Here is a 26,853-nt window from a genome sequence, read left to right on the forward strand (position 1 = left end):
GGCCGTTTGACGGTGTTACTCTTTCCACAGAATGTGGCAGAGCTTGTGGTCTTTCTCCCGGCAGAGCAGCACTCGGGCGAAAACGTCAGTAATCGGTTCGCCATCAGCGTCGCCAAGACCGATCACCACCTCAGAGAAGAAGTCAGGATTGAGGTCAAAATCGACGTGTTCAGCCCAGTCTTCGGCAGGATCGTACAGCTCCGCGCCGCCGCGTTCTTCAAACTGCAGGTTAAATAAAATCACATCGGCCTGGTCGAGATTATCCACGGCCAGCTCAAGGAAAATATCATAAGCCTGTTCCAGGGTTTCATCTTCGGTAAGACGGTTATTTAAATCCATACTATTTCCTGTTCCGCCGACGGGCGATGTCGTATTTCAATTCCGCTCGTTTTACAGCAATGGACTGAAGAAGTAAAACAGTCGTTCAACGATACGCTTCCAGTAAGCACGGCGCGACCAGCGCTGGGCATCAACCAGGCGGGAGCGGGCGATATAGTCGTCCTGTACGCGAGCCAGATCTCCGCCGAAACCGTCGTCATCGATCACCAGCGTGATTTCAAAATTCAGCCACAGGCTGCGCATATCCAGATTAACCGTGCCAACCAGGCTTAGCTGACCGTCAACCAGCACGCTTTTGGTATGCAGCAGCCCACCTTCAAACTGGTAAATTTTAACGCCCGCTTCCAGCAGTTCGCTAAAGAACGAACGACTCGCCCAGCCAACCAGCATCGAATCGTTGTGGCGCGGAACGATAATACTGACGTCAACCCCGCGAAACGCGGCGGTACAGATGGCGTGCAGCAGGTCGTCGCTGGGCACCAGATATGGCGTGGTCATCACCAGCTGCTCCCGCGCCGAGTAAATAGCGGTCAGCAGCGCCTGGTGGATCATATCCTCCGGGAAGCCGGGGCCGGAAGCGACAACCTGTATGGTGTGGCCGCTCTCCTGCTCAAACGGCATAATGTTGCCGTCCGGCGGCGGCGGCAGAATGCGCTTGCCGGTTTCAATCTCCCAGTCGCAGGAGTAAACGATGCCCATGGTGGTCGCCACCGGTCCCTCCATGCGCGCCATCAGGTCCACCCATTGACCGACCCCGGCATCCTGCTTAAAGAAGCGAGGATCGACGAGGTTCATGCTGCCGGTATAGGCAATATAGTTATCAATCAGCACCACTTTACGATGCTGGCGCAGGTCCATACGGCGCAGGAATACGCGCAGCAGGCTGACCTTGAGCGCTTCCACCACATCGATCCCGGCGTTGCGCATCATTGCCACCCACGGGCTGCGGAAAAAGGCCACGCTGCCGGCGGAATCGAGCATCAGCCGGCAGTGTACGCCACGTCGCGCGGCGGCCATCAGTGATTCTGCCACTTCATCCGCCATACCGCCGGGCTGCCAGATATAAAACACCATCTCGATATTGTGGCGGGCCAGCTGAATATCGCGGATCAGCGCCTTCATCGTGTCGTCGCTGCTGGTCAGCAGCTGAAGCTGATTGCCTTTTACCCCGGCAATGCCCTGGCGATTTTCACACAGCTGAAACAGCGATCGCGCAACGTCACTGTTGCTGTCGGCGAAAATATGCTGACTGGACTTCAATTCTTTCAGCCAGCGTGCGGTTGATGGCCACATGGTTCGTGCCCGTTCAGCGCGGCGCTTGCCAAGATGCAGTTCACCAAATGAGAGGTAGGCAATAATCCCGACCAGCGGCAGGATATAAATAATCAGCAGCCATGCCATCGCAGAGGGCACCGCGCGACGCTTCATCAGAATGCGCAGCGTGACGCTGGCAATCAGTAACCAGTATCCAAAAACCAGCAGCCAGCTCATCACGGTGTAAAAAGTGGTCATTAAGTGGAAGTCCTGTTCACGCTCGAGTTAAGAGGAAGTTTACGTGTTGATGGCAGCTCTGGAAACCTTTAAGGAAATTTTCAACAGCAAAGAGATCGGACCTGGTAGCAGGGCAGAAAGGTCTATAATACTGCGCGAGATTTTTGGCTACATTTGAAGCGACAGATATCAGACCGAGGGTGTAATGAAACGGAGCAGAAATGAAGTTGCGCGCTGGCGCATGATGCGTCAGGTTCAGCGTCGCAGGGCGCGCTGGTTAGAAGGGCAGTCGCGCCGCTACGGGCGTATGCACTCCTTCCGTCACCAGGTGAGCCAGCAGCAGCGTCGCTCAATTCTGTTTATCACCCAGATTCCCTGACCGGGGGGCCTGTTGCCAGAGAGCATATCCCGGCAATAGGGGTATGCTTTACGCCAGGTTGTCAGCGTGAAGCCGTTTGCGCGATTCTCCCGTTCATCATCTGTTGAACACCGTGTGAGGCCAGGCCCACCTCCGGCTTAGCGGGCAACCCGGCACAGACTTATCCCGGGTTGCCCGAACGCGCACTCTCGTCAGGGTTTGGGCCCGAACATCTCCGCCATCTGTTTCTCATCAGGCATACCCACAACCTGCTGTAGCTCATTTTTATCATTCATATAATAAATGGCCGGGGTAGCGCTGGCACCGAGATCGTCCATCAGCTTCTGATGTCGCTGGAGCAAATTAAACGTCTCACGCGGTGTGGCACCGTCAAACTTCGGCAGCTTTTTACCACCGGACAGCTCGTACTCCTTCCACGCCTGTACCGGGTCCGCTGCGTTGAGTATTGCCGTAGCATATCTGCCGCTCTGCGGGTTGAGGAACGCCACCAGCAGCGTATTCAGCTGCACCTTACCGGCATCCACCCACGGCTGAGCCGCAGACCAGAACTGCTTACAGTAAGGGCAGAACGGATCGGCGAAAACAATCACCTTTCTGGCTGCGGAATCCGGTCCTTCTTTGATCGGATGCGCCGCGTTCAGCGTTTTCCACATCTCGCGGCCCATAGGAACGTAGATCGCCTGCTGGAAATAGCCTTCGCTGAGGTTTTTCCCCTTGTCGTCATACAGGTAACCGGAAATAACGTGCTTACCGTCGGGCGTCAGAAACAGCGACACGCCCATATCCTGATACTGGCCCACCCAGCCCTGCAGACCGCCTGGCGCATCGATTTTTTTAACGATTTTAATGCCCTGCTGATCGCTGAAGGTTTTGACCACCGGCGGCAGGGCTTCCGCAGAATAAGCCAGGCCAGGAAGCAGGCAGGCGGCAAGTAACAAAGTAGATTTCATCGATCGCCTCGTCGTAGGGAATTTTGTTGGGGAGAGAATGGCTGCCAGAATGGAAGAGGAATGAGCAGAAAACTTTGTGTACTTTTTTGTGTACCGTTTAAGTTGAACTGCCCACTGGTGTAAATGTAATAAACTGAATTTAAAAACGTATTGTTGTTTTAGAACACTTTTTTGAATGGCTTAACGGCGACCTGCTTATACACGCCGGCGGCGATGTAAGGGTCATCCTGAGCCCAGGACTGAGCCGCTTCCAGCGAAGGAAACTCGGCAATCACCGTTGAGCCGGTAAAGCCAGCCACGCCGGGTTCATTACTGTCTACAGCCGGCATCGGACCGGCAACGATCAAACGTCCTTCATCACGTAAAAGCTGCAAACGAGCGAGGTGGGCAGGGCGAACCGCCGTGCGTTTTTCCAGAGAATCCGCGTGATCTTCAGCGTAAATTACATAAAGCACCTTTAAGCACTCCTGTCGGGAATTGAGATTCGGGCATCACGTTAAGTGATCGTTAACTTTTGTGCAATTAAAAGATAATTCGCCCTTGATAAAGGTCAGTTTGTTAAACTATAAGCGGGAAATCGCGGATAAGCCGTGAGAGGTTGTTGAAACTGATTGCTATTTGCATTTAAACTCGGTGCTTCACATTTTGACCAGAAAGATTATGACGACGCTGACTACATCACTACCACGCCGCGCTCCTTTGCCTCTGCTGATTTCAGTTGTACTGCACGGCTCGGTTATCGCAGCTCTGCTTTACGCTTCATTTCACCAGGTGGTTGATATGCCAAAAGCGTCTCAGCCTATCAGTGTCTCGCTGGTCGCACCGGAAGTGCAGCCCGAACCTGAACCGGTGCCGCCGCAGGTTGAACCGGAACCAGAGCCCGAACCAGAGCCTGAACCCGTTCCGGAGCCGCCGATTCCTGAACCGGTGCCGATTCCTAAACCTGAACCAAAGCCGAAACCTAAACCGAAGCCGGTGAAGAAAGAGGTGGTGAAGCCGAAGAAAGAGGTTAAGCCGCAGGAGACGCGCCAGGCTCAGCCGGTAACCAATCCGCAGCCGCCTAAACCGTCTACCGCGCCGAAGCTGTCGCAGGCACCGTCTACCGCGGTTTCCAGCGGTCCACGCGCGCTAAACCAGAGCAAGCCGGCCTATCCGCAGCGTGCGTTTGCCCTGCGTGTAGAAGGGCGCGTTCGCGTACAGTTTGACGTTGACAGTTCAGGTCAGGTCGACAATGTGCGTATTCTTTCCGCCGAGCCGCGCAACATGTTTGAGCGTGAAGTCAAACAGGCGATGCGCAGATGGCGCTATGAGCCGAACAAGCCGGGTAAAGATGTCACCATGAACATCGTGTTCAAAATCGACGGCGGCAGTAGTATCGAATAAAAAAAAGGGCGAAAGCCCTTTTTTTTATCAAGTTAAATCCACTACCCGAGAAGTGAGCCAGTTCAGACCCGCTCCGGGACGGCAGGAGATAAAATCAGCCTTCTGCGGTGAAGTTGATTTTATCTGCAGGAAGTGGCCGAGGCTTACCTTCCGGATCAACCGCAACGTAGATAAATACCGCTTCAGTGGTGCAGTAGCGCTGGCCAATCGGTTCTGAAGAGACCTTTTTAATCCACACTTCGATGTTTATGGTGATGGAACTGGTGCCGGTACGGATGCAGCGGGCGTGGCAGCTCACCACGTCACCCACGGCTACCGGTTTTAAAAAGGTCATTCCGTCCGCGCGTACCGTTACCACGCGACCTTCGGCGATCTCCTTCGCCAGAATAGCACCACCCATGTCCATCTGAGACATCAGCCAGCCGCCGAAAATATCGCCGTTGGCGTTAGTATCCGCAGGCATAGCGAGGGTGCGCAGCACCATCTCGCCCTGCGGCACGCGTTGTTGTTCGCTCATTGTTTTGCTTCCGTTATTTTTCTTCCTGCTGCGGCATCAGACGGTAGATATAGATGCCGCTCAGCAGGGTAAACAGCAGGGTCAACGCACTCAGGCCAAACACTTTAAAATTCATCCAGGTGTCCTGAGAAAGCCAGAAGGCAACGTAGATATTTGCCAGACCGCAGACGAAGAAAAACAGCGCCCAGGCAATATTCAGACGACGCCACGCGAATGCAGGCAGCTGGATCTCTTTGCCCAGCATTCTCTGGATTAACGGTTTTTCCATAAACCACTGGCTGAACAGCAGGGCGAGGGTGAACAGACCGTAGATAATCGTCACTTTCCACTTAATGAAGTCAGGATTGTGCAGAGCAATCGTTAATGTTCCGAACACCGCCACAAGCGCAAAGGTCACCAGGCTCATTTTCTCTACTTTGCGGTAGATAACCCAACCTGCGGCCAGGGCGATGGCGGAGGCGACGATCAGCGCGCCCGAGGCGACAAAAATATCGTACAGTTTATAAAAAACGAAAAAGACCACGAGGGGAAGAAAGTCGAGTAACTGCTTCATAGCGGCTTCCAGTATCAGACCAGTACGTAATGAAATCATCCAGTGAATGCCTCTGTCGAGGCATTCATGGTTAATTAGCGTAACAACATATATAAGCGGGACAGGTAAATAATCAACAGCGCTGAAACCAGGTTGCTCAACCCGTTTAGCAGCACCGAGGCGACGTTTGCCGGCAGCACGGTCATGGATGATGCCATCAGCAGCACGATCAGTTTGGCAACGATCCACAAAAGCACCGCCGGAGCGACCAGCTTCATATGCCCCCAGGCCAGGCGCATACTGCCGCGCATGGCGCCAAACACGCCAACCTTCTCATTTACCAGCAGCATCGGCGACAGCGAAAGCGTCACTGCCAGCAATACACCCGGCACCACCAGCACCATAAAGCCCAGCTGGATAACCAACGTCATTAAGAACGTCAGCAGCAGCAGCGACAGCAGCTTCGGCGCGGACGCACCAATAGCGCGCAGGGCGCTGACGTGCTGGCCGGCAGATGCCATCGGGATCAGACTCAGCATTCCACCCAGTAGCAGGGTATTGCCAATCAGCGCTGCAAACGTTCCTGCCGCAGAAGCCCGCAGCAGAACCTGCTGCTGCTCCGGCGACATATTCTGCACCATCTCCATCAGGCTGGTGGCTGAACCGGCTGCACCATCATTCAGGATCGACATCTGATCGGCATCCGGCGTCAGCCCGTGACCTATCAGCACGGAAATAAACGAGGTCAGCAGTGCCATCAGCACAATGGTCAGGATCTGATGGCGGAAAAAATTCCCCGTGTCACGGTATAGCGAAGCCGCCGTGATAGACATGTAAACTCCTTGAAAAGCCGATTTTATAGACCGGGAGATTGTACATGTTCCTGTAGGGTGCTGGCACTCAGATTGACATAACTTTCGATTAAAGAAGGTTTTACCGGGGTAAACAGGGGCGGCAGGCCATATCTTGCCCGCGCACGGTCACAGGCTTCATTATAAATGCCATTTTCACCGGACATATCAAACTCCCGGCAGGGTGTCGGCCGCTGCTCATAAATACCGCAGGAGACGCAGCTGCCAATCTCGCCCTGTAAAGCCACACAGCGTGGAGCACGATCGTTAGTACCGCGCATATTGCGCATAAAAAGGTTGAGGGGTTCGGTCAGATCAACCGGCACCACGCCGCCGCCGTCTTCAGCTTCTGACCAGTAAAAGGAAACGCGAAACGTACCGCAGCACGCACCGCAACTGACGCAAGGATTAAGAGTATCGCTCATCTGATTGCCCGCCCCTCCTGAGGCTTCGAACCAAAATCACATTGAAGGAGAATAGAAAATTAAGGCTTCCAAAAAAAATGGTCAATCGGATTTTTCGGATGCCGAAACTGCAGGAAATTGATCTAAATCAAGCCATTGTTTTATAAGAAGAATGAAAAAAATGATTCGCATGATCTTTCCAGTAAATCAGCGTAAATATGTGTCCTGATATCGCACAAGTCCTCGCAGTAGGACACAGATGTTTACATACGATTTTAAATTTAAAAGGAGTGGTCATGAAACTGAGAGCATTAGCGCTGGCTGTCGTCACCTTGTTACCGGTCGCCGCATCGGCACATGAAGCAGGGGATTTCTTTATGCGCGCGGGTTCCGCCACCGTGCGGCCTACAGGCGGTTCCGATAACGTCCTGGGCCTTGGCGAATTCGACATTAACAACAACACGCAGCTGGGGCTGACCTTTACCTATATGGCAACTGACCATATTGGTATTGAGCTTCTCGGTGCAACGCCGTTCCGTCACAAAGTCGGGCTGCGTGCCACCGGCACGCTGGCGACCGTGCACCAGCTGCCGCCAACGCTGATGGCACAGTGGTACTTCATGGGTAACACCAGCAAATGGCAGCCTTATGCCGGCGTGGGTGTGAACTACACGATGTTTTACAACACCGATTTCAACCAGACCGGTCGCGATGCGGGTCTGAGCAATCTTAGCGTGAAAAATACCTGGGGCGTTGCTGGTCAGGTTGGCCTCGACTACCAGCTGACTCCGGACTGGATGCTTAACGCCTCACTGTGGTACATCGACATCAATACCAAAGTACGCTTTAACGCCGGTGAAGATCGTCAGAGCATTGACACCCACGTGAACCCGTTTGTGTTCTTCTTTGGCGCAGGCTACCGCTTCTAAGCCCGCTCAACGAAAAAAGGCGCGAATCTCGCGCCTTTTTTTGTCTTAACTCTTACTTAATTTGCAGGTTATTCACTACCGATTTCACCCCGGCTACGCCGCGCGTGATTTCAACCGCCCGGTTTGCCATCTGCGGCGAGCTGATAAAGCCACTCAGCTGTACTCGCCCTTTGAAGGTTTCCACGCCGATAGCGGTGGATTTCAGCGACTGATCGTGCAGCAGTTCTGCTTTTACTTTGGTGGTAATCACCGTATCGTCAATATAGCCACCGGTTCCTTCCTGCGTTGCGGTCGGTGCACATGCGGTGATGCTGAGTGCAACCACGGCAGCGGCGATCATTCCTGATAACATTTTAAACAGCTTCATTGCATTTCTCCCTGTCCAGGTTTTTAAACCGCTGAAAAGGCGGCGATAACTAATTCTTAGGTAAGGATGATGTTTCTGCAAGTTCAGAATGTTAAAAATAGAAAGGAAATAATGCCTTATCCATCAGATAAGGCACCGTTTCAGGAAAGGATTACTGGCGCGTTCCGGCTTTCAGTTTACTGACAAAAGCGGTCAGCTCGGTCAGCATCACCGACGGGTTTTTGTGGTGCTGTTCGATAATTTTGACGATAGCTGAACCAGAAATCGCCCCGGCAGCCCCGGCGCTAATCGCTTCCTCAACCTGCGACGCTTCTGAAATACCAAACCCCTGCAGCGGCGGGGCAGCATGATACTCTTTCAGCTTGTCGATCAAATGCTTTAGCGGCAGATTCGCACGGGTTTCAGAACCGGTGACTCCGGCGCGGGATAGCAGGTAGGTATAGCCCCGGCCGTGTGAAGCGATTTCACGCAGCAGATCGTCTTCAGCGTTTGGCGGGCAGATAAAGATCGGCGCGACGTTGTGACGCATGGCGGACTGGCGGAACGGCGCAGATTCTTCAATCGGTACATCCGCGACCAGTACTGAATCAACGCCCACTTCCTGGCAGCGGGCATAGAAGTTATCGATGCCGTTGGAAAATACCAGGTTGGCATACATCAGCAGGCCGATCGGCAGCTCCGGGTATTTCTGACGGATGGCCGCCAGCATCTCAAAACACTGCGCTGGCGTTACCCCTGCGGCAAAGGCACGCAGGGTGGCGTTCTGAATCGTCGGGCCGTCGGCCAGCGGATCGGAGAACGGGATACCCAGCTCAAGCGCATCCGCACCGCCTGCAACCAGGGCGTCAATAATTTGCAGCGACAGCTCCGGGTTAGGATCGCCCAGCGTGACGAAGGGAACAAACGCACCTTCTTTACGTTCTGCCAGGCGCTTAAAACAACGATCGTAACGTTCCATCAGATTTCTCCCCTGGCGCTGAAAATGTCATGTACGGTGAATATGTCTTTATCGCCACGGCCGGAGAGGTTGACCACCAGCAGCTGCTCTTTTTCCGGATTCTCGCGGATCATTTTTAACGCATGGGCGAGGGCGTGTGAGGATTCCAGAGCCGGGATAATCCCCTCATTGCGGCAGAGGGCCTGGAAAGCCTCCAGCGCTTCGTCATCGGTAATCGAAACATAATCCGCGCGACCAATGCTGTTCAGATAGGCATGCTGAGGCCCGACGGATGGGAAATCCAGCCCGGCAGAAATGGAGTATGACTCCTCAATCTGGCCGTCTTCGGTTTGCATCATCGGAGCTTTCATGCCGAAATAGATGCCGACGCGACCATGCTTCAGCGGCGCACCGTGCTCGCCGGATTCAATGCCGTGCCCGGCCGGTTCCACGCCGATCAGACCCACGCTGGTTTCATCAATAAAGTCGGCAAACATCCCAATCGCATTCGAACCGCCGCCGACGCAGGCAATCACTGCATCCGGCAGGCGACCTTCCTGCTCCAGGATCTGCGCTTTGGTTTCTTCACCAATCATGCGCTGGAACTCGCGAACGATAGTCGGGAACGGATGCGGACCGGCCGCGGTGCCCAACATATAGTGAGCGGTTTCATAGCTGCCGGACCAGTCGCGCAGCGCCTCGTTACAGGCATCTTTCAGCGTCGACGAACCGCTGTGCACCGGGATCACTTCTGCACCCATCAGACGCATACGGAACACGTTCGGCGACTGGCGCTCAATGTCTTTTGCGCCCATGTAGATGCGGCACTTCAGGCCGAGCAGTGCACTGGCCAGCGCCGAGGCTACGCCGTGCTGCCCGGCACCGGTTTCAGCGATAATCTCTTTTTTACCCATGCGCTTAGCCAGCAGAGCCTGGCCCAGCACCTGGTTGGTTTTGTGCGCGCCGCCGTGCAGCAGGTCTTCGCGCTTCAGGTACAGGCGGGTTTTCGTACCTTTGGTCAGGTTGTTACACAGCGTCAGCGCGGTAGGGCGACCGGCATAGTTTTTCAGCAGGCCGGTAAATTCAGCCTGGAATTCCGGGTCGCTCTGGGCGCTGATAAAAGCGTCTTCCAGCTGTCGCAGTGCGGGCATCAGGATCTGCGGCACATACATGCCGCCAAACTCGCCAAAATAGGGATTTAATTTGGTCATATCGCGTCTCTTTATTCTCTCTCAGCGCGGGCGTGGATCACGCCCGACGAAAATGATTGTGCCAGCCTGAGTATTTCGCTATTTCAGTAGGCTTTCAGCGTCTGAAACACCGAGGCGATTTTATCGGCATCTTTAATACCGGGGGCGCTTTCTACCCCGGAGTTGAAGTCCAGACCGGCGCAGCCGAGGCGGGAAGCTTCAACGCTGTTATCAGCACTCAGTCCACCGGCCAGCAGCACGTTTTTCAGCGTCTGGCCCTGCAGCAGTGACCAGTCGAATGACTGACCGCTGCCGCCGTTACCGTGATCGAACACGTAGCGATCAACGTGCGGCCAGTCGCGCTGCGGCAGGCTGTCGCGAATGCTGAATGCCTTCCAGATCTGCACTTCGGCAGGCAGCGCGTCGCGCAGCTGGCTGACGTACTGACGATCTTCGTCACCGTGCAGCTGCACCGCTGCCAGCCCCAGCTCACTGGCGGTAGTGACAACGTCACTCACTGCCTGATTACGGAACACGCCAACATACTTCAGTGCGGCAGCGGCAATCACCGATCGCGCAACGGTGAGGTCTACTTTGCGCGGTGAGCCTTCAGCAAAAATGAGTCCACCGTAAATCGCCCCCGCTGCCAGCGCGCTCTGCGCGTCCTGCGGCCGGGTCAGACCGCACACTTTATTATCACCGATAATCACCCGACGCACCGCTGCGGCCAGATCGGCCTCTTCCATCAGCGCAGAGCCAATCAGGAAGCCGTTAGCGAAATGGCTCAGCTCGCGCACCTGGGCATAGCTGTTAATTCCGGACTCGCTGATAACCGTCACGCCGTGCGCCACTTTCGGCGCCAGGCGGCGGGTGCGGTCGAGGTCAATGGAGAGATCGCGCAGGTCGCGGTTGTTAATTCCCACCACTTTCGCCCCCAGGGCGGTGGCGCGCTCCAGCTCTTCATCGCTGATCACTTCGGTCAGCACGCCCATATTCAGACTGTGCGCCACGGCGGAAAGCTGGCGGTACTGCTCATCGCTGACCACCGAAAGCATCAGTAAAATGGCATCTGCCTGATGGTAACGGGCCAGGTAAATCTGGTATGGGTCGATAATAAAATCTTTGCACAGTACCGGCTGGGTCACGACCGAACTGACGATCGGCAGGAAATCAAAGCTGCCCTGGAAATACTTCTCGTCGGTCAGCACCGAAATGGCGGAGGCATAGTCTTTATAAATCCCGGCGATGGTGGCCGGGTCGAAATCATCGCGGATCAGACCTTTAGATGGCGATGCTTTCTTACATTCGAGAATGAACACCGTGCGCGTGCCGCTCAGCGCATCATAAAAGCTGCGGGTAGACGGAACGATATCATTCTGGAATGAGGCCAGCGGCTGCTGCTGCTGACGGGCGGCAAGCCAGATGGCTTTGTCCGCGACAATCTTATTCAGTACGGTTTCCTGCTGCATGATTATCCTCTTGCTGCCAGTGCGACCACATGTTTATAAGCCTGGCCGCTGCGGATGGTTTCCAGCGCCTGCTGAGCGTTCTGTCGCAAATCTTCATGGCCAAAAATCTTCAGTAACAGGGCGACATTGGCCGCCACGGCTTCTTCATGAGCCAGCTCGCCTTTACCCTGGAGTAAACGCGCCAGAATGTCACGGTTTTCTTCCGGGGAACCCCCGGCCAGCGCCTCCTGCGGATGATAGCTCAGGCCAAAGTCATCCGGGGTCAGCTGGTAGCTGGTGATTTCACCCTCACGCAGTTCGGCTACGTGGGTGACGCTGTGCAGCGCCACTTCATCCATGCCGCCGCCGTGCACCACCGCCGCACGGCGATAGCCTAATACTTTCAGCGCCTGAGCAATCGGCAGCACCAGCTCCGGGCTGTATACGCCGATCACCGCCAGCGGAGGCCGCGCCGGGTTAATCAGCGGACCAAGCACGTTGAAGATGGTGCGGGTTTTCAGCTGCTGGCGTACCGGCATCGCGTGGCGGAATCCGCTGTGATACTGCGGTGCAAACAGGAAGCAGACGTTAAGTTCATCCAGCGCCTGGCGCGCCTGTTGCGCAGGCAAATCCAGACTGATGCCGAACGCGGCCAGCAGATCGGAGGAACCCGACTTACTTGATACGCTGCGGTTGCCGTGTTTGGCCACCTTCAATCCACAGGCTGCGGCCACGAAGGCGCTGGCGGTCGAGATATTGATACTGTTGCTGCCGTCGCCGCCGGTGCCGACGATATCGGCAAAGTCATAGTCCGGGCGCGGGAACGGTTTGGCATCTTCCAGCAGGGCGGTCGCCGCCCCGGCGATTTCCTGCGGATGCTCGCCGCGAACCTTCATCGCAATCAGCGCGCCTGCCAGCTGGGTCGGTTCCAGCTGTCCGGTGATAATCGCGGAAAACAGCTGGTGGCTCTCCGCCTGAGTCAGGATCTCGGCCTGAAATAATTTTTCCAGAATAGTGTTCATTAGGCTTCTCCTCGGTTACGCCAGCGCCCATGCAAGGGTTTGTTCCAGCAGGCGAGCCCCCTGGGTGGTGAGAATGGATTCAGGGTGGAACTGGAAGCCGCAGACGCGCTGGGCGTCGTCGCGAACGGCCATCACCATGCCATTAAAGGTGGCGTTAACCGTCAGTCCGTCAGGAATATTGCTGCCCACCAGCGAGTGGTAGCGGGCCACCGGCAGCGGGTTGCTCAGACCGGCGAACATACCTTCGTTATCGTGGGTAATCGCCGAGGCTTTGCCATGCAGGATCTCACCGGCCTGGCCGACGTGGCCGCCGTAAGCTTCCACAATCGCCTGGTGGCCCAGACAGATGCCGATGATCGGCAGGCGTCCGCGCAGCTGTTGCAGCAGTTCCGGCATGCAGCCCGCTTCAGACGGTGCGCCAGGGCCGGGTGACAGCATCAATACCGGGTTTTCCATCTCCTGCAGGCGCGCAATCAGCGTGGCGGCAGGAACGTTGTTACGATAAACCACCACGTGATGGCCAAAGGTGCGTAACTGATCGACGAGGTTATAAGTAAAGGAGTCGAAGTTATCGAGCAGCAGAATATCGGCCATCAGAAAATCTCCTGGCAGTGGTGAGCGGTGGCAATCGCACGCAGAACGGCGCGGGCTTTATTACGGCTTTCGTCAGCTTCCGCCTGCGGGTTCGAGTCCAGAACCACACCGGCACCGGCCTGCACGGTAGCAACGCCGTCTTCCACCCACGCGGAGCGGATAACAATGCAAGTATCCAGGTCGCCGCTGGCGGTGAAGTAGCCGACCGCGCCGCCGTAGCTGCCGCGACGGGTGCCCTCGGCTTTAGCAATCAGCTGCATGGCACGTACTTTCGGCGCGCCGCTAAGGGTGCCCATATTCATGCAGGCGCGGTAGGCGTGCAGCACATCAATATCGCCACGCAGTTTGCCGACGACGCGAGAAACCAGATGCATCACGAAGGTGTAACGGTCCACTTTGGTCAAATCCGCCACGTAGCGGCTGCCGGGTTCGCAGATGCGTGCCAGATCGTTACGAGCCAGGTCTACCAGCATCAGATGTTCGGCCAGCTCTTTGTGGTCGGTACGCATTTCCAGCTCAATGCGGCTGTCGAGATCGCGATCCAGTGAACCGTCTGCGTGGCGGCCGCGCGGGCGCGTACCGGCAATCGGATAGATTTCAATCTGGCGGCTTTCCGCGTCGTACTTCAGTGAGCTTTCCGGCGATGCGCCGAACAGGCTGAAATCGCGATCCTGCATAAAGAACATATACGGGCTGGGGTTGCTGTTTTTCAGCGTATCGTAGGCGGCCAGTGGTGAAGGGCACGGCAGCGAGAAGCGGCGTGACGGCACGACCTGGAAAATCTCGCCGATACGAATGGCTTCCTGCATCTGGCGAACCACCTGGCAGTAGTCTTCATCGCTCTGGCTGACGCTCAGCGCCATGCCGTCAACGGTCTGCACAGGAAGTGCCGGTGCTGGCTGAAGCATCTGGCTGTGCAACTGTTCGATGCGGCTCTGCAGGCGAATGAATTCGGCTGGAGAAGAGGTAAACAGGCTGGCCTGCAGGCGAGCGGTTTGTTGCTGATGGTCAATCACCAGCAGCGTCTCGGCCAGGTAGAAGCAATAGTCCGGGCAGCGCTGCTCGTTCTTCAATGCCGGCAGCGATTCGAAGCCGGCGACCAGATCGTAGGCGAACAGCCCGCCGAGCAGCATGGCTTCACGATTTTCTGCCGGGACGTTGATCAGCTGCGGGATCAGGCGCAGGGCATCGAACACCGACAGGGCGCGCAGGTTGGAGTCTTCATCCTGAATTTCGGTATTATGCGGGAAGACCAGTTCACGGCCATCGGGGCGAACGTGATTCTGCACTGATGAAGGCAGAGCCGCATCCAACAGCGTCAGCAGGGCGCGGCCGTTTTCAGACAGAGCCTGAATCTGCACGGTCTTATCCAGCGCGCTGATGCGCAGGGCGCTGTCGACAATCAGCAGGCTTTTCAGGTTACGCTTGCTGTCAACATCCGCTGATTCCAGCAGCAGCGTTTCGGAGCGTGCGCCGCAGAGCTGGTGGAAGACGGCGGCCGGATCTTCGCGGTAGGGCGCATTGCCGGTAATCAACTTCACTGTAGGTTTGGCATTCGACATGGTTTGATCTCTGTTTTTTGCTCAAAAAAAAGCCCGCATTTAGCGGGCCTGAGTATCTGCACAACGTAGTAACCGTGCACGACGACATCGCCCGTTCAGGGAGAAGTGCGCCACCAACCAGTCATCAGAGAGAGTGAATATGACATGATACAGATACCTTATGCTCGTGAACTTGCGTACTAGTTAACTGGAACACGGAAAAAAAGTCAATACTCTTTTTCCCTTAGCAAGGAATGACGTTATCATGCTGCGATATTCCCGCCAATGTCGGAGCCGTTTTGACAGTAGCAGCCACACCAATCAGTTCTTTTCCTATCTTCGATCTTCACAGTCACACCACCGCATCTGACGGGTTACTTACCCCGGAGCAGCTGGTGCTGCGCGCGGTAGAACATCGCGTCGGCGTGCTGGCCGTCACCGACCATGACACCACCGACGGCGTTCAGCCCGCGCGTGAGGCTATTGAGCGTCATCAGCTGCCGCTGCAGCTGATTGCGGGCGTTGAGGTGTCGTCGCTGTGGGAGAACCATGAGATCCATATTGTTGGCCTGGGGGTGGATATCACCCATCCGGGACTGGTGGCCTTCCTGGCAGAACAGGGTGAACGACGGATGGCGCGTGCGCGGATGATCGCTGAGCGTCTGGAAAAAGCCGGGATACCCGGTGCACTTGAAGCCGCCCTTGACCTGGCGCAGGGCGGCGCGGTGACACGCGGACATTTTGCCCGTTTTCTCATCGCCGCCGGTAAAGCCGACACGATGCAGAAGGTGTTTAAAAACTATCTGGCTCGCGGTAAAACCGGCTACGTTCCGCCGCAGTGGTGTACAATTAAACAAGCCGTTGATGCGATTCATGATTCTGGTGGTCGTGCGGTACTGGCCCATCCGGGCCGCTACGGGCTGTCTGCCAAGTGGCTGAAACGCCTGATTGCCCACTTCAGCGAACAGGGCGGTGAAGCGATGGAGGTCGCGCAGTGTCAGCAGGCTCCGCAGGAACGAACGCTGCTGGCGCGATACGCGCAGGAGTATCAACTGGCGGGATCGCAGGGGTCTGATTTTCATCAGCCCTGCGCGTGGATTGAGTTGGGAAAAAAATTATGGCTACCCGGCGGTGTTGATGCCGTGTGGCAGCGTTTTCCAGAAATCGTTAAGCAATAGCCTGAAGCAGGCGACGTCAATGTCATTGCTGATGTACGGATAAGAGGTTTCTATGAGTCAGTTTTTCTATATTCACCCGGATAATCCGCAGCCGCGACTGATCAAGCAGGCGGTAGAGATGTTGAATAAAGGCAGCGTGATCGTCTATCCAACGGATTCCGGCTATGCACTGGGCTGTAAGCTGGAAGATAAGAATGCGATGGAGCGTATCTGCCGCATTCGCCAGCTCGATGGCAACCATAACTTCACCCTGATGTGCCGCGATCTGTCCGAACTGTCGACCTATGCGCACGTCGACAACACCGCGTTTCGGCTAATCAAAAACAACACGCCGGGCAACTACACCTTTATCCTCAAGGCGACGAAAGAAGTTCCGCGCCGCCTGATGAGTGAAAAACGTAAAACCATCGGCCTGCGCGTACCGTCGAATCCGATTGCGCTGGCCCTGCTGGAAGCGCTGAACGAGCCGATGATGTCGACCTCGCTCATGCTCCCGGGCAATGATTTTACCGAGTCGGACCCGGAAGCCATTCAGGATGAAATTGGCAAACTGGTCGATTTAATTATTCACGGTGGCTACCTGGGACAACAGCCGACAACCGTGATTGATCTGACCGATGATTCACCGGTGGTTGTTCGTGAAGGTGTGGGTGATATTCAGCCATTCCTCTAGCAGCGTTGAGGCAGGATGTTAATCCTGTCCTGCCTCTCTCCGGGAGGCGTTAAGATGTTGATTCCTCCAGCCACTTCTGGAATACCTGATAGGGGATATAGAGAGACACGTCTTTCAATTTTGTCTCCTGCGTTGCGGTGTTTTTAACTTCGCTGCTGTAACCGACCAGCACGCCGCCAATGCTGTCATCACTGTGATAAACCGCACCCCCTGACATGCCCTGTACGGCCCCGGCGTTCGATGCCATGGCTACGCAGGGCTTTTTATTCCAGCCGTTGCGGATTGCTGTGATCGCCAGATTGTTGCCGGATGATTCAACCGGCATGGCTGAGAAGAAGCTGTAACCATACATCCGTACCGGTTCGCCTACTTTGGTGGTGCGAAACTCGGGTAGCTTCTTCATGTTATTTTTATGATGGATGATCGCCAGATCGCAGTAAGGGTGATAAGCCTTCACCCTATGCATTGTCCAGCGCGCCACGTGGGCCGCCGTAAGGCTGTATTCCGGCGTAATCGGGATGCTGGTACCAAGCGCACCGACGCCAAGAATGGTGGGGATGCCGACAAAATTCATATCGACCCGCTTCATCGCTTCGCGACTGTAGCTGTAGCTACCCACGGAGCAACCGGTTAACGCCAGCAGCGACAGCGCCAGCAGACACTTTTTAATATCCATTTTATTCACATGTCAGCCACGTCGTTTACTCGCTTTTACACGTTAAAGACGTGGGTGGTCCTGTGCCGGGTGATGACCCGACGGATTAATAACAAACGAAATAACGACGTCAGCGCGCTATCATTTCTGCGAGGGAGGGAAAACAAGGATGAGATAAACGAAAATCACGGTCCTGCCTGCTTGTTTCCTGGAAAAATCTTATTCGGTGAAGTGTTTTGAAGGGTAATTATTATTTCTTAAAACAATGGCCTCTAATAACAAACATTGTATTAAGGCTGTTTTTAATTATTTATTGAATGCATTTTTATTTATATGTTAATGTTTTTAAAGTGATAAATATTAAGTTTTTTGTGCGATTGAGCGTTATTGTTCCGGCGGTTAAAAATGACTTAATTTAAGGGTGGTGCCGCAGGAAAATAAGATCTCAGAGGAGGGAAAATCCCTGAATACTGTTTTTTATTTATCTTTATATGAAGGGATTTAGCTTTATCGCGTGCCGGTAAATAAATTTTTTAATATGGCGAGCGATCGTTTCTGCAATTCCCGCTCAGCCAGGCTAAAATTAGGGCATCATCCTGCTAACAAACAGGTTACAGCGGGGGTAAAAGTCTGTATAATATCCTCCGAATTTAAATATAAGTTATTGAAAATAAAAGAAATTTTGTTTTCACCATGACGCCTGGGAAGGCGACAAAGAGGCAGCTCCATGAGCGAGAAGTTACAGAAAGTTTTAGCACGCGCCGGGCACGGTTCCCGTCGTGAAATCGAAACCATGATCTCCGCCGGACGCGTCAGCGTTGACGGCAAGCTGGCCACGCTGGGTGACCGCGTTGAGCCAAGCAGTTCCCTGAAAATTCGTATTGACGGGCACGTTGTGCCGGTCAGTGAATCCATTACTGAAGTTTGCCGCGTTCTGGCCTACTACAAGCCTGAAGGCGAGCTGTGTACCCGCAGCGATCCGGAAGGGCGCCCAACGGTGTTCGATCGTCTGCCTAAGCTGCGTGGCGCGCGCTGGATTGCTGTCGGCCGTCTGGATGTAAACACCTGCGGCCTGCTGCTGTTCACCACTGACGGTGAGCTGGCAAACCGCCTGATGCACCCGAGCCGCGAAGTTGAGCGTGAATATGCGGTACGTGTTTTCGGCCAGGTGGATGACGAGAAAATCAAACAGCTGAGCCGTGGTGTGCAGCTGGAAGACGGTCCGGCAGCGTTTAAGACCCTGAAATTTACCGGCGGTGAAGGTATTAACCAGTGGTACAACGTTACCCTGACGGAAGGACGCAACCGTGAGGTTCGTCGCCTGTGGGAAGCGGTGGGTGTGCAGGTTAGCCGTCTGATCCGCGTCCGCTACGGCGATATCGATCTGCCGAAAGGTCTGCCGCGCGGCGGTTATACCGAGCTGGATCTGCAGCCAACCAACTATCTGCGTGAGCTGGTTGGTCTGGAAGCGGAAACCGTCAGTAAAGTGCCGGTTGAGAAAGATCGCCGCCGCACTAAGGCGAATCAAATTCGTCGTGCGGTGAAACGCCATACAACCACCACTAAAGCGGCGAAGCCGGGCGGCAGCCGTCGGCCGGGTTCAAAACGTCAGCAGGGCAAGCCGTAAGCTGTCTTGCAAATAAAAAGGGCCTGAGGGCCCTTTTTTTATGCACTTTATTTACCAGTCAATGCCCTGCTGAGCCTGAATTCCGGCATCAAATGCATGTTTAACCGGGCGCATTTCACTAACCGTATCCGCCAGCTCCAGCAGTTCGCGGTGGCAGCCTCGCCCGGTAATAATGACGCTCTGATGAGCAGGGCGTTGCTGCAGTGCATCAATCACCTCCTGGAGAGGCAGGTAATCAAAGCTGACCATATAGGTCAACTCATCCAGAACCACCAGATCCAACGTTGCATCCTGCAACATTCGCTTGCCATGCTGCCAGACCTTCAGACAGGCCTCCGTGTCGGTGGCGCGGTTTTGCGTGTCCCAGGTGAATCCGGTCGCCATGACCTGAAATTCAACGCCGTGTGGTTCAAGAAGATTACGCTCGCCGTTAGGCCATTCACCTTTAATAAACTGGATCACGCCGACGCGCTTCTGATGCCCGACAGCGCGAGTGGCGGTACCGAAAGCGGCAGTGGTTTTCCCTTTGCCGTTGCCGGTGAAGACCATCAGTATGCCACGGGTTTCCGTGGCGGCGGCAATCCGCGCATCGACCTGTTCTTTCAGCCTCTGCTGGCGTTGCTGGTGGCGCTCTTCCGACATTATTCTGCCGCCCCTGGTTTCCGCCCCGGCTGGGCGTCAAAGCTGATGCCGGTTTTACGCTTGCTGTCGTCGCCCATCAGCCACAAATACAACGGCATAATATCGGCAGGCGTTTTCAGCTTCATCGCATCCTCCTGCGGGAAGGCGCTGGCGCGCATGCGGGTGCGGGTTCCACCCGGGTTGATACAGTTTACGCGCAGCTGGCGGCTGTCGTACTCCTCCGCCAGAACCTGCATCATACCTTCGGTGGCGAATTTAGAGACGGAATAAGCCCCCCATCCGGCACGGCCCTGGCGGCCGACGCTGGATGAAGTGAACACCAGTGAAGCCGACGCGGATTTCAGCAGCAGCGGGATCAACGCCTGAGTCAGGAAAAAGGTGCCGTCAATATTGACTCGCATCACCTGCTGCCAGACGGCCGGGTTTTGTTCGATCATCGGCACCACTTCGCCAAGTAGCCCGGCGTTATGCAGCACGCCGTCCAGTCGCGGCACCACGCGCGCAATATCCTCAGCCAAATGTTGGCAGCTTTCCGGCGTGGCCGTTTCCAAATCTAACGGGAACCAGTAAGCAGTCTGTCGGCTATGCTGATTAATCTCATCGCAAACCTGCTGGAGCTGTTCTGTATTACGGCCCAACAGGAGGACCTGCGCGCCATAGCGGGCGTAGGTGAGAGCGGCTTCGCGACCGATGCCGGTATTGGCACCGGTTACCACAATAATTCGGTTGTTGAGCAGATCGCTTTTCGGTTGATAATGCACGGTAGAATCCTCTGGCGATGAAGTGTCCGCAGCGTCGCCGGCAGTAGGGCCAGCGTAAGTTCTTGCAGAACATAGAATTAAATGCTTTATGCCTGAAAAATGAGGCGAGTGCAATCCTGGGACCTGCCCGTTAATGCCATGTTACCGGGTTGCAGGCGACCAATCGTCGAGAGTCGGTTACACTGGAACAACACTAATACAATGTTAATTAAGGCGGATTGAGTGGAACTACTCTCTTATTATGGACTCTTTTTAGCGAAAACCGTCACCGTAGTGGTGGCTATTGCCGCCATTGCATTGGTTATTGCCAATCTTGCAGCCCGCAAGCGAAGCCAGACCGGCCAGCTCCGGTTGACGCATCTGAGCGACCGTTACCGCGAAATGCGTGACGATATGCAACTGGCTAAGGTAGAGCCAGAGCAGCAGAAGCAGTGGATCAAGGAACGAAAAAAGGCAGAAAAACTGAAGCACAAGCTGGCTAAGCAGCAGATAAAACAGGGCGGTCTGAAGACGGAAAGCAAACCGACGCTGTTTGTGATCGACTTCAAAGGCAGTATGGACGCCGGAGAAGTCACCTCTTTGCGCGAAGAGATCTCTGCGGTGGTTGCCGTGGCCCGCAGCGGCGATGAAGTGCTTCTGCGCCTGGAGAGCCCCGGCGGCGTGGTACACGGTTATGGCCTGGCGGCATCGCAGCTGCAGCGCCTGCGCGACAAGGGAATCCCCCTGACCGTTGCTGTCGATAAAGTGGCGGCCAGCGGCGGTTACATGATGGCCTGCGTGGCGGAACGTATCGTCGCCGCGCCGTTTTCGATTATCGGTTCGATTGGCGTAGTGGCGCAGATCCCTAACTTTAACCGACTGCTGAAGCGCAATGATATTGACCTTGAACTGCATACCGCCGGGGAATATAAGCGGACGCTGACCATGCTGGGGGAAAATACTGACGCCGGTCGCGAAAAATTCCGCCAGGATCTCAACGAAACCCATCAGCTGTTCAAGGATTTTGTTCATCAGATGCGCCCGTCGCTGGATATTGACAGCGTGGCCACGGGTGAACACTGGTACGGCAGCCAGGCACTGGAGAAAGGGCTGGTTGATGCCATTGGTACCAGTGACGATCTGCTGCTGGAACACATCGAGAAGCGCCAGGTCATCGGCGTACGTTTTGCTCAGCGTAAACGCATGATGGATCGTTTTACACAAAGTGTGATGGCCAGCGCTGAACGTCTGCTGCTCCGCCTCTGGCAGCGCGGCGAAAAACCCCTGCTGTAATTCGTCAGACAGCGCCCGTTCAGGCGGGCGCTATTCGTCGAGTCGGTATTTCGGCGAAAGCTCGACCGCTAAAAATTTGAACACATTAAATACTGCAGTACTGCGGGGACCGGGCAGGCCCTGTTCATCCAGGAAGTAGTCACCGCTAAAAATCAGCACCTCACCCTTTTGTTCAACGCCCGTTGTGGCCATACCGTCAAAAAAGTCTTTGTGCTCGGCAATCATCTGATTAGCGATTGCCAGCAGGCTGCTGCGATCGATAGTTTGCTGATCCAGATCCATATTCCCTCCTTTATAGTGATTCCGCTGCCGGGTATTGTACGCCTGGCTGATAAATCCGCAATCATGGTGGTGGTATAGAAAACTGTCTCTTTTTACAGCCTTTTCTGGCGGAAATCTGTGCTTGATGCTAATTAAGTTGCGTAACAGATTTTATCAGGTAGAGTGTGGGCGTTTCGGGTTCCGGGCGTAAAAGTGAGTTTACGCTTTGTTAGAGATTCGCTTAACAGGTAGTAAATAGTACCGTTTATCAATGTGTTAAAAGACTTGTAATGGCACCAAAATTGATAAAAAGTTATCCGGGATCGGTATCATTCTCCCGATAGCTCTATCTTCAATGTGCAGCGCAGGCCTGGACGGCACTACTTACTCTCGGATGTTTTAATCAGGTAAAGGTAACTATGGGAAAAGCTCTCGTAATAGTTGAGTCCCCGGCAAAAGCCAAAACTATCAATAAATATCTCGGCAATGACTACGTGGTTAAATCCAGCGTCGGTCATATCCGCGATTTGCCGACGAGTGGATCAACGGTTAAAAAGAGCGCTGACTCTACAACCAGTAAAACAGCGAAGAAGGTCAAAAAAGACGAAAAGGCGGCGTTGGTAAACCGCATGGGCGTCGATCCTTATCACGGTTGGGATGCGAATTATCAAATCCTGCCGGGCAAGGAAAAAGTGGTTGCTGAACTGAAATCACTGGCGCAGAACGCTGACCATATCTATCTCGCAACGGACCTTGACCGCGAAGGGGAGGCCATTGCATGGCACCTGCGGGAAGTGATCGGTGGCGATGAATCACGCTACAGCCGCGTGGTGTTTAACGAAATTACCAAGAATGCGATTCGTCAGGCGTTTGAGAAGCCTGGCGAGCTGAATATCGATCGGGTAAATGCCCAGCAGGCGCGGCGCTTTATGGACCGCGTGGTGGGTTATATGGTTTCGCCGCTGCTGTGGAAGAAAGTCGCTCGTGGCCTGTCTGCCGGCCGCGTTCAGTCCGTTGCCGTGCGTCTGGTGGTGGAGCGTGAGCGTGAAATTAAAGCCTTCGTTCCGGAAGAGTACTGGGAACTGAATGCCGCGCTGACCACGCCGAAAGGTGCAGATCTGCCGATGCAGGTCACGCATCAGGGTGACAAACCCTTCCGTCCGGTAAACGGTGAGCAAACTCAGGCGGCTGTCAGCCTTCTGGAAAAAGCGCGGTATGTTGTTGCCGATCGTGAAGACAAACCAACCAGCAGTAAGCCCGGCGCACCGTTTATCACCTCAACGCTACAGCAGGCGGCAAGTACTCGTCTTGGTTTCGGCGTTAAAAAAACCATGATGATGGCTCAGCGCCTGTATGAAGCGGGCCATATCACCTATATGCGTACCGACTCGACGAATCTGAGTCAGGATGCGGTAAGCATGGTTTGCGGCTATATCGAAAAAGAATTTGGCGCGAAGTATCTGCCAAAAGCTCCTGTCGTTTATACCAGCAAAGACAACTCGCAGGAGGCGCACGAAGCGATTCGTCCTTCCGACGTGAACATTCAGTCTGAGCAGCTGAAAGACATGGAAGCAGATGCGCAGAAACTGTACCAGCTGATCTGGCGTCAGTTCGTGGCCTGTCAGATGATGCCTGCACAGTATGACTCTACCACCCTGACCGTAGCGGCCGGCGATTTCAAACTGAAAGCTAAGGGCCGTACGCTTCGTTTCGACGGCTGGACCCGGGTGATGCCGGCGCTGCGTAAGGGCGATGAAGATCGCACCCTGCCTCCGGTTGACGTGGGTAGCGAGCTGAACCTGCAGCAGCTGACGCCAAGCCAGCACTTCACCAAACCACCGGCACGTTTCAGCGAAGCCTCGCTGGTGCGCGAGTTGGAAAAGCGCGGTATTGGTCGTCCTTCTACCTATGCCTCGATCATCTCAACCATTCAGGATCGCGGCTACGTTAAAGTGGAAAGCCGTCGTTTCTATGCCGAGAAGATGGGAGAAATCGTTACCGATCGTCTGGAAGAGAACTTCCGCGAACTGATGAACTATGATTTCACCGCCAACATGGAAGATAACCTCGACAAGGTGGCGAATAACGAAGCGCAGTGGAAGGCCGTTCTGGATAAATTCTTCAGCGATTTCAGCCAGCAGCTCGAGCAGGCGGAAAAGGACCCGGAAGAGGGCGGCATGCAGCCCAACCAGATGGTGCTGACTTCGATCGAGTGCCCGACCTGTTCGCGCCAGATGGGTATCCGTACTGCCAGTACAGGCGTGTTTCTCGGTTGTTCCGGCTATGCTCTGCCGCCGAAAGAGCGCTGCAAGCAGACCATTAATTTGATCCCTGAGAATGAAGTGTTGAATATTCTTGAGGGTGACGATGCGGAAACTAACGCGCTGCGTGCGCGTCGCCGCTGCCAGAAATGCGGCACGGCGATGGACAGCTATCTGATTGATAATCAGCGTAAGCTGCACGTTTGCGGTAGCAACCCGGAGTGTGACGGTTACGAAATTGAACTGGGCGAATTCCGCATCAAAGGCTATGATGGCCCGATCGTGGAGTGCGAGAAATGTGGTTCCGAAATGCACCTGAAAATGGGGCGCTTCGGTAAGTACATGGCCTGTACCAATGACGACTGTAAGAACACGCGCAAAATTCTGCGTAATGGTGAAGTTGCGCCGCCGAAGGAAGATCCGGTTCCACTGCCGGAGCTGCCGTGCGAAAAATCAGATGCGTACTTCGTTCTGCGCGATGGTGCGGCGGGCGTATTCCTTGCAGCCAACACCTTCCCTAAATCGCGCGAAACCCGTGCGCCTCAGGTTGAAGAGCTGCAGCGTTTCCGCGACCGTCTGCCTGAAAAGCTGCGCTATCTGGCTGATGCGCCAGCGACGGACGAGGAAGGCAACAAGGCCGTCGTTCGCTTCAGCCGTAAAACCAAACAGCAGTACGTCAGCACAGAAAAAGACGGCAAAGCTACTGGCTGGTCGGCCTTCTTCGTTGATGGAAAATGGGAAGTTAGCAAGAAGTAATCCACGCTGATTTCTCCCATTCAGGGGCAGGCCGTTGCGGTTTGTCCCTGAATGGTCACTTTGCTGATAATCTAACCGATTGTTGATGAATGTTTCCCTGCTGACGCTATACATATCCCACATTTTTGATATAGTTGTTATAGATATCCCTCTTCTTATTATTAAATCGCATTAGACCGCTAACCTGACGCTGACCAGATTTCTGGTGTCTTCTTCTGTAGGGTTTTCGGCACGTTGCTTCAGACCCTGGACGGAATGAAAAATGAAATTGCAGCAGCTGCGGTACATCGTTGAGGTGGTTAACCACAACCTCAATGTCTCTTCAACGGCCGAAGGGCTGTACACCTCTCAACCCGGCATCAGTAAGCAGGTTCGTATGCTGGAGGATGAACTGGGCATTCAAATCTTTGCCCGAAGCGGTAAGCACCTGACTCAGGTGACACCCGCTGGGCAGGAAATCATCCGTATTGCCCGCGAAGTCCTGTCAAAAGTCGATGCAATTAAATCGGTTGCCGGCGAGCATACCTGGCCGGATAAAGGTTCACTGTACGTTGCCACCACCCACACACAGGCACGTTACGCATTGCCCAACGTGATCAAAGGTTTTATTGAACGTTATCCCCGCGTTTCGTTACATATGCACCAGGGGTCGCCGACTCAGATTGCTGAAGCCGTATCTAAGGGCAATGCGGATTTTGCCATTGCCACCGAGGCGCTACACCTTTACGACGATCTGATCATGCTGCCGTGCTATCACTGGAATCGTGCAATCGTGGTCACGCCGGATCATCCATTGGCCGGTAAATCGAAAGTGTCGATTGAAGAGTTGGCTGAGTATCCGCTGGTCACCTACACCTTTGGCTTCACCGGGCGCTCCGAACTGGATACGGCATTTAACCGAGCAGGTCTGACGCCGCGTATCGTTTTCACCGCGACCGATGCCGACGTGATCAAAACTTATGTGCGTCTGGGGCTGGGGGTAGGCGTTATTGCCAGCATGGCCGTAGACCCGGTATCCGACCCCGATCTGGTGCGAATTGAAGCGACGGACGTGTTCACCTACAGCACGACGAAGATCGGCTTCCGTCGCAGTACCTTCCTGCGCAGCTATATGTATGACTTTATACAACGTTTTGCCCCGCATCTGACGCGTGATGTGGTCGATACCGCCGTTGGACTGCGTTCCAATGAAGATATTGAAGCGATGTTTAAAGATATTAAATTACCCGCTAAATAATTACATTTGTTTCTAATTATCTTAAGTTCAGATTGTAACGGGTCTGAACTTAATGAAAGCTCCCGCCTTTCACTGCCATCGTTAGTTTCTTTCCTTTCTTTGCAATAAATGAAATCTCTATCACATGTTCTCCGATTGTTATTGATGAAGTGAGAAATAGTACACATTTTTCGTCGTGAATCTTTGCGAAAAATTAAGACTATTCCCATAATATATCCAACGCCAACGAGCAGAGGATTGCGTTGGTTAGCCAGGTAAAGGGGACTCTGATATCTGACATCGCCGAGCTGAACGCCGGGGACATATCAGAGTGATAAAGTTTTTATGCTGAATGATTAACTTAAAACACCTTATTAATGTTCTTCAGTGACATTACTAATGTTTTTAAGCGTTTAGTTTAATAAAAATGACTGGATCTTGGGCAACCGGCTGATTAGGATTCGTGCCAATTACTGGTTGAAACATTGTGTTAATGAGAGTGAGTATCAATTATGGCTACTAGATTATCTGTACGGTCCAATTTCGGTCACGAGTCACAGGATGCTGAGCATAGCGGCAGCGATAACCTTAAGCGTAACGCCTGGCTGGCGCTCTTCGCGGGCTCTTTCCTGTTTTGGGTACTGGTCGTTACAATGGTCTGGAACCTTTGGAACTAA

Annotated in this window: 27 protein-coding genes, 1 pseudogene and 1 other annotated feature; of the genes and pseudogenes, 10 read left to right on the top strand and 18 right to left on the bottom strand. The window is 54.3% G+C overall.

All coding sequences use genetic code 11. The features are described from left to right. Positions 1 to 15: 15 nt before the first annotated feature. Both OMR58_RS19275 and cls read right to left on the bottom strand, forming a co-directional pair. Complete coding sequence (locus OMR58_RS19275) at positions 16 to 339, bottom strand: HI1450 family dsDNA-mimic protein (protein WP_105595217.1); 324 nt, start codon at positions 337 to 339, stop codon at positions 16 to 18. A 51-nt stretch (positions 340 to 390) separates the two neighbouring features. After that, on the bottom strand, positions 391 to 1,851 hold the full coding sequence (gene cls, locus OMR58_RS19280; protein ID WP_105595216.1) for a cardiolipin synthase: 1,461 nt from the start codon (positions 1,849 to 1,851) through the stop codon (positions 391 to 393). Between the two features lie 184 nt (positions 1,852 to 2,035). Between cls and OMR58_RS19285 the strand changes: the two genes are divergently transcribed. After that, on the top strand, positions 2,036 to 2,209 hold the full coding sequence (locus OMR58_RS19285; protein ID WP_146114199.1) for a YciY family protein: 174 nt from the start codon (positions 2,036 to 2,038) through the stop codon (positions 2,207 to 2,209). 191 nt (positions 2,210 to 2,400) lie between these two features. Here the strand turns inward: OMR58_RS19285 and dsbG are convergent, their stop codons facing one another. Together dsbG and OMR58_RS19295 are read right to left on the bottom strand one after the other, a co-directional pair. Further along, the gene (gene dsbG / locus OMR58_RS19290) at positions 2,401 to 3,159 is read right to left on the bottom strand and encodes a thiol:disulfide interchange protein DsbG (RefSeq protein WP_105595215.1); all 759 of its coding nucleotides are present in this window, start codon (positions 3,157 to 3,159) and stop codon (positions 2,401 to 2,403) included. Positions 3,160 to 3,317: 158 nt separating this feature from the next. Next, complete coding sequence (locus OMR58_RS19295; RefSeq protein WP_105595214.1) at positions 3,318 to 3,614, bottom strand: YciI family protein; 297 nt, start codon at positions 3,612 to 3,614, stop codon at positions 3,318 to 3,320. Positions 3,615 to 3,819: 205 nt separating this feature from the next. Between OMR58_RS19295 and tonB the strand changes: the two genes are divergently transcribed. After that, on the top strand, positions 3,820 to 4,542 hold the full coding sequence (gene tonB, locus OMR58_RS19300) for a TonB system transport protein TonB (RefSeq protein ID WP_105595213.1): 723 nt from the start codon (positions 3,820 to 3,822) through the stop codon (positions 4,540 to 4,542). Between the two features lie 94 nt (positions 4,543 to 4,636). Here the strand turns inward: tonB and yciA are convergent, their stop codons facing one another. The 4 genes from yciA to OMR58_RS19320 form a co-directional block, all read right to left on the bottom strand. After that, positions 4,637 to 5,059 (bottom strand): acyl-CoA thioester hydrolase YciA, encoded by a 423-nt coding sequence (gene yciA, locus OMR58_RS19305; protein ID WP_105595212.1) that lies wholly within the window; start codon positions 5,057 to 5,059, stop codon positions 4,637 to 4,639. Positions 5,060 to 5,072: 13 nt separating this feature from the next. Beyond that, entirely contained in the window at positions 5,073 to 5,612 is a 540-nt protein-coding gene (locus OMR58_RS19310) for a septation protein A (protein WP_200559607.1), read from the bottom strand. Positions 5,613 to 5,686: 74 nt separating this feature from the next. Continuing rightward, positions 5,687 to 6,424: a YciC family protein gene (locus OMR58_RS19315; RefSeq protein ID WP_105595210.1), complete on the bottom strand. Its 738-nt coding sequence runs from the start codon at positions 6,422 to 6,424 to the stop codon at positions 5,687 to 5,689. Between the two features lie 23 nt (positions 6,425 to 6,447). Then, positions 6,448 to 6,867, bottom strand: coding sequence for a YkgJ family cysteine cluster protein (locus OMR58_RS19320; protein WP_264546708.1), 420 nt, complete (start codon positions 6,865 to 6,867; stop codon positions 6,448 to 6,450). 275 nt (positions 6,868 to 7,142) lie between these two features. Between OMR58_RS19320 and ompW the strand changes: the two genes are divergently transcribed. Then, the gene (gene ompW / locus OMR58_RS19325; protein WP_264546709.1) at positions 7,143 to 7,775 is read left to right on the top strand and encodes an outer membrane protein OmpW; all 633 of its coding nucleotides are present in this window, start codon (positions 7,143 to 7,145) and stop codon (positions 7,773 to 7,775) included. 52 nt (positions 7,776 to 7,827) lie between these two features. Here the strand turns inward: ompW and OMR58_RS19330 are convergent, their stop codons facing one another. The 6 genes and pseudogenes from OMR58_RS19330 to OMR58_RS19355 all read right to left on the bottom strand — a co-directional run bounded on the left by OMR58_RS19330 (position 7,828) and on the right by OMR58_RS19355 (position 14,895). Next, the gene (locus OMR58_RS19330) at positions 7,828 to 8,142 is read right to left on the bottom strand and encodes a BON domain-containing protein (RefSeq protein ID WP_200559604.1); all 315 of its coding nucleotides are present in this window, start codon (positions 8,140 to 8,142) and stop codon (positions 7,828 to 7,830) included. A gap of 151 nt (positions 8,143 to 8,293) precedes the next feature. Continuing rightward, positions 8,294 to 9,100 carry a tryptophan synthase subunit alpha gene (gene trpA / locus OMR58_RS19335; protein ID WP_200559603.1) on the bottom strand — a complete coding sequence of 269 codons (807 nt, stop codon included), beginning with the start codon at positions 9,098 to 9,100 and terminating at the stop codon, positions 8,294 to 8,296. After that, complete coding sequence (trpB, locus tag OMR58_RS19340; RefSeq protein WP_200543762.1) at positions 9,100 to 10,290, bottom strand: tryptophan synthase subunit beta; 1,191 nt, start codon at positions 10,288 to 10,290, stop codon at positions 9,100 to 9,102. The genes trpA and trpB overlap by 1 nt, the downstream gene beginning before the upstream one ends. Before the next feature lie 83 nt (positions 10,291 to 10,373). Further along, complete coding sequence (gene trpCF, locus OMR58_RS19345) at positions 10,374 to 11,738, bottom strand: bifunctional indole-3-glycerol-phosphate synthase TrpC/phosphoribosylanthranilate isomerase TrpF (RefSeq protein ID WP_264546710.1); 1,365 nt, start codon at positions 11,736 to 11,738, stop codon at positions 10,374 to 10,376. A gap of 2 nt (positions 11,739 to 11,740) precedes the next feature. Next, positions 11,741 to 13,333, bottom strand: a pseudogene (gene trpD, locus OMR58_RS19350) (bifunctional anthranilate synthase glutamate amidotransferase component TrpG/anthranilate phosphoribosyltransferase TrpD). Then, complete coding sequence (locus tag OMR58_RS19355) at positions 13,333 to 14,895, bottom strand: anthranilate synthase component 1 (RefSeq protein ID WP_105595201.1); 1,563 nt, start codon at positions 14,893 to 14,895, stop codon at positions 13,333 to 13,335. The pseudogene trpD and the gene OMR58_RS19355 overlap by 1 nt, the downstream one beginning before the upstream one ends. 23 nt (positions 14,896 to 14,918) lie before the next feature. Further along, positions 14,919 to 15,017, bottom strand: a sequence feature (Trp leader region). 156 nt (positions 15,018 to 15,173) lie between these two features. Between OMR58_RS19355 and rnm the strand changes: the two genes are divergently transcribed. Continuing rightward, positions 15,174 to 16,052: an RNase RNM gene (gene rnm, locus OMR58_RS19360; RefSeq protein WP_264546711.1), complete on the top strand. Its 879-nt coding sequence runs from the start codon at positions 15,174 to 15,176 to the stop codon at positions 16,050 to 16,052. Positions 16,053 to 16,104: 52 nt separating this feature from the next. Further along, entirely contained in the window at positions 16,105 to 16,725 is a 621-nt protein-coding gene (locus OMR58_RS19365) for an L-threonylcarbamoyladenylate synthase (RefSeq protein ID WP_200543754.1), read from the top strand. Between the two features lie 49 nt (positions 16,726 to 16,774). Here OMR58_RS19365 and OMR58_RS19370 read toward each other — a convergent pair whose 3' ends face one another. After that, a complete protein-coding gene (locus OMR58_RS19370; RefSeq protein ID WP_105595198.1) occupies positions 16,775 to 17,401 on the bottom strand; it encodes a serine protease in 627 nt (208 codons plus the stop codon). A gap of 706 nt (positions 17,402 to 18,107) precedes the next feature. Here OMR58_RS19370 and rluB point away from each other — a divergent pair. Further along, positions 18,108 to 19,007, top strand: a complete 900-nt coding sequence (gene rluB / locus OMR58_RS19375) for a 23S rRNA pseudouridine(2605) synthase RluB (RefSeq protein ID WP_105595197.1) — start codon at positions 18,108 to 18,110, stop codon at positions 19,005 to 19,007. 51 nt (positions 19,008 to 19,058) lie between these two features. Here rluB and cobO read toward each other — a convergent pair whose 3' ends face one another. Continuing rightward, on the bottom strand, positions 19,059 to 19,649 hold the full coding sequence (gene cobO, locus OMR58_RS19380; RefSeq protein ID WP_200559592.1) for a cob(I)yrinic acid a,c-diamide adenosyltransferase: 591 nt from the start codon (positions 19,647 to 19,649) through the stop codon (positions 19,059 to 19,061). Beyond that, positions 19,649 to 20,410 (bottom strand): YciK family oxidoreductase, encoded by a 762-nt coding sequence (locus OMR58_RS19385; protein ID WP_264546712.1) that lies wholly within the window; start codon positions 20,408 to 20,410, stop codon positions 19,649 to 19,651. Before OMR58_RS19385 ends, cobO begins: the two co-directional genes overlap by 1 nt. A gap of 222 nt (positions 20,411 to 20,632) precedes the next feature. Here OMR58_RS19385 and sohB point away from each other — a divergent pair, with 222 nt between their 5' ends. Next, positions 20,633 to 21,682, top strand: a complete 1,050-nt coding sequence (sohB, locus tag OMR58_RS19390) for a protease SohB (RefSeq protein WP_264546713.1) — start codon at positions 20,633 to 20,635, stop codon at positions 21,680 to 21,682. 30 nt (positions 21,683 to 21,712) lie between these two features. Here sohB and OMR58_RS19395 read toward each other — a convergent pair whose 3' ends face one another. Continuing rightward, a complete protein-coding gene (locus OMR58_RS19395) occupies positions 21,713 to 21,964 on the bottom strand; it encodes a DUF2498 family protein (RefSeq protein WP_200559576.1) in 252 nt (83 codons plus the stop codon). 398 nt (positions 21,965 to 22,362) lie between these two features. On the opposite strand from OMR58_RS19395, the gene topA reads away from it, so the two are divergent. The 3 genes from topA to OMR58_RS19410 all read left to right on the top strand — a co-directional run bounded on the left by topA (position 22,363) and on the right by OMR58_RS19410 (position 26,853). After that, complete coding sequence (topA, locus tag OMR58_RS19400; RefSeq protein WP_264546714.1) at positions 22,363 to 24,960, top strand: type I DNA topoisomerase; 2,598 nt, start codon at positions 22,363 to 22,365, stop codon at positions 24,958 to 24,960. 262 nt (positions 24,961 to 25,222) lie between these two features. Beyond that, positions 25,223 to 26,197 (top strand): HTH-type transcriptional regulator CysB, encoded by a 975-nt coding sequence (gene cysB / locus OMR58_RS19405; protein WP_105595191.1) that lies wholly within the window; start codon positions 25,223 to 25,225, stop codon positions 26,195 to 26,197. Positions 26,198 to 26,688: 491 nt separating this feature from the next. After that, the gene (locus tag OMR58_RS19410) at positions 26,689 to 26,853 is read left to right on the top strand and encodes a YmiA family putative membrane protein (RefSeq protein ID WP_105595190.1); all 165 of its coding nucleotides are present in this window, start codon (positions 26,689 to 26,691) and stop codon (positions 26,851 to 26,853) included.

This window comes from Erwinia sp. INIA01 (genome assembly GCF_025947915.1).
Classification (GTDB): domain Bacteria; phylum Pseudomonadota; class Gammaproteobacteria; order Enterobacterales; family Enterobacteriaceae; genus Erwinia; species Erwinia coffeiphila.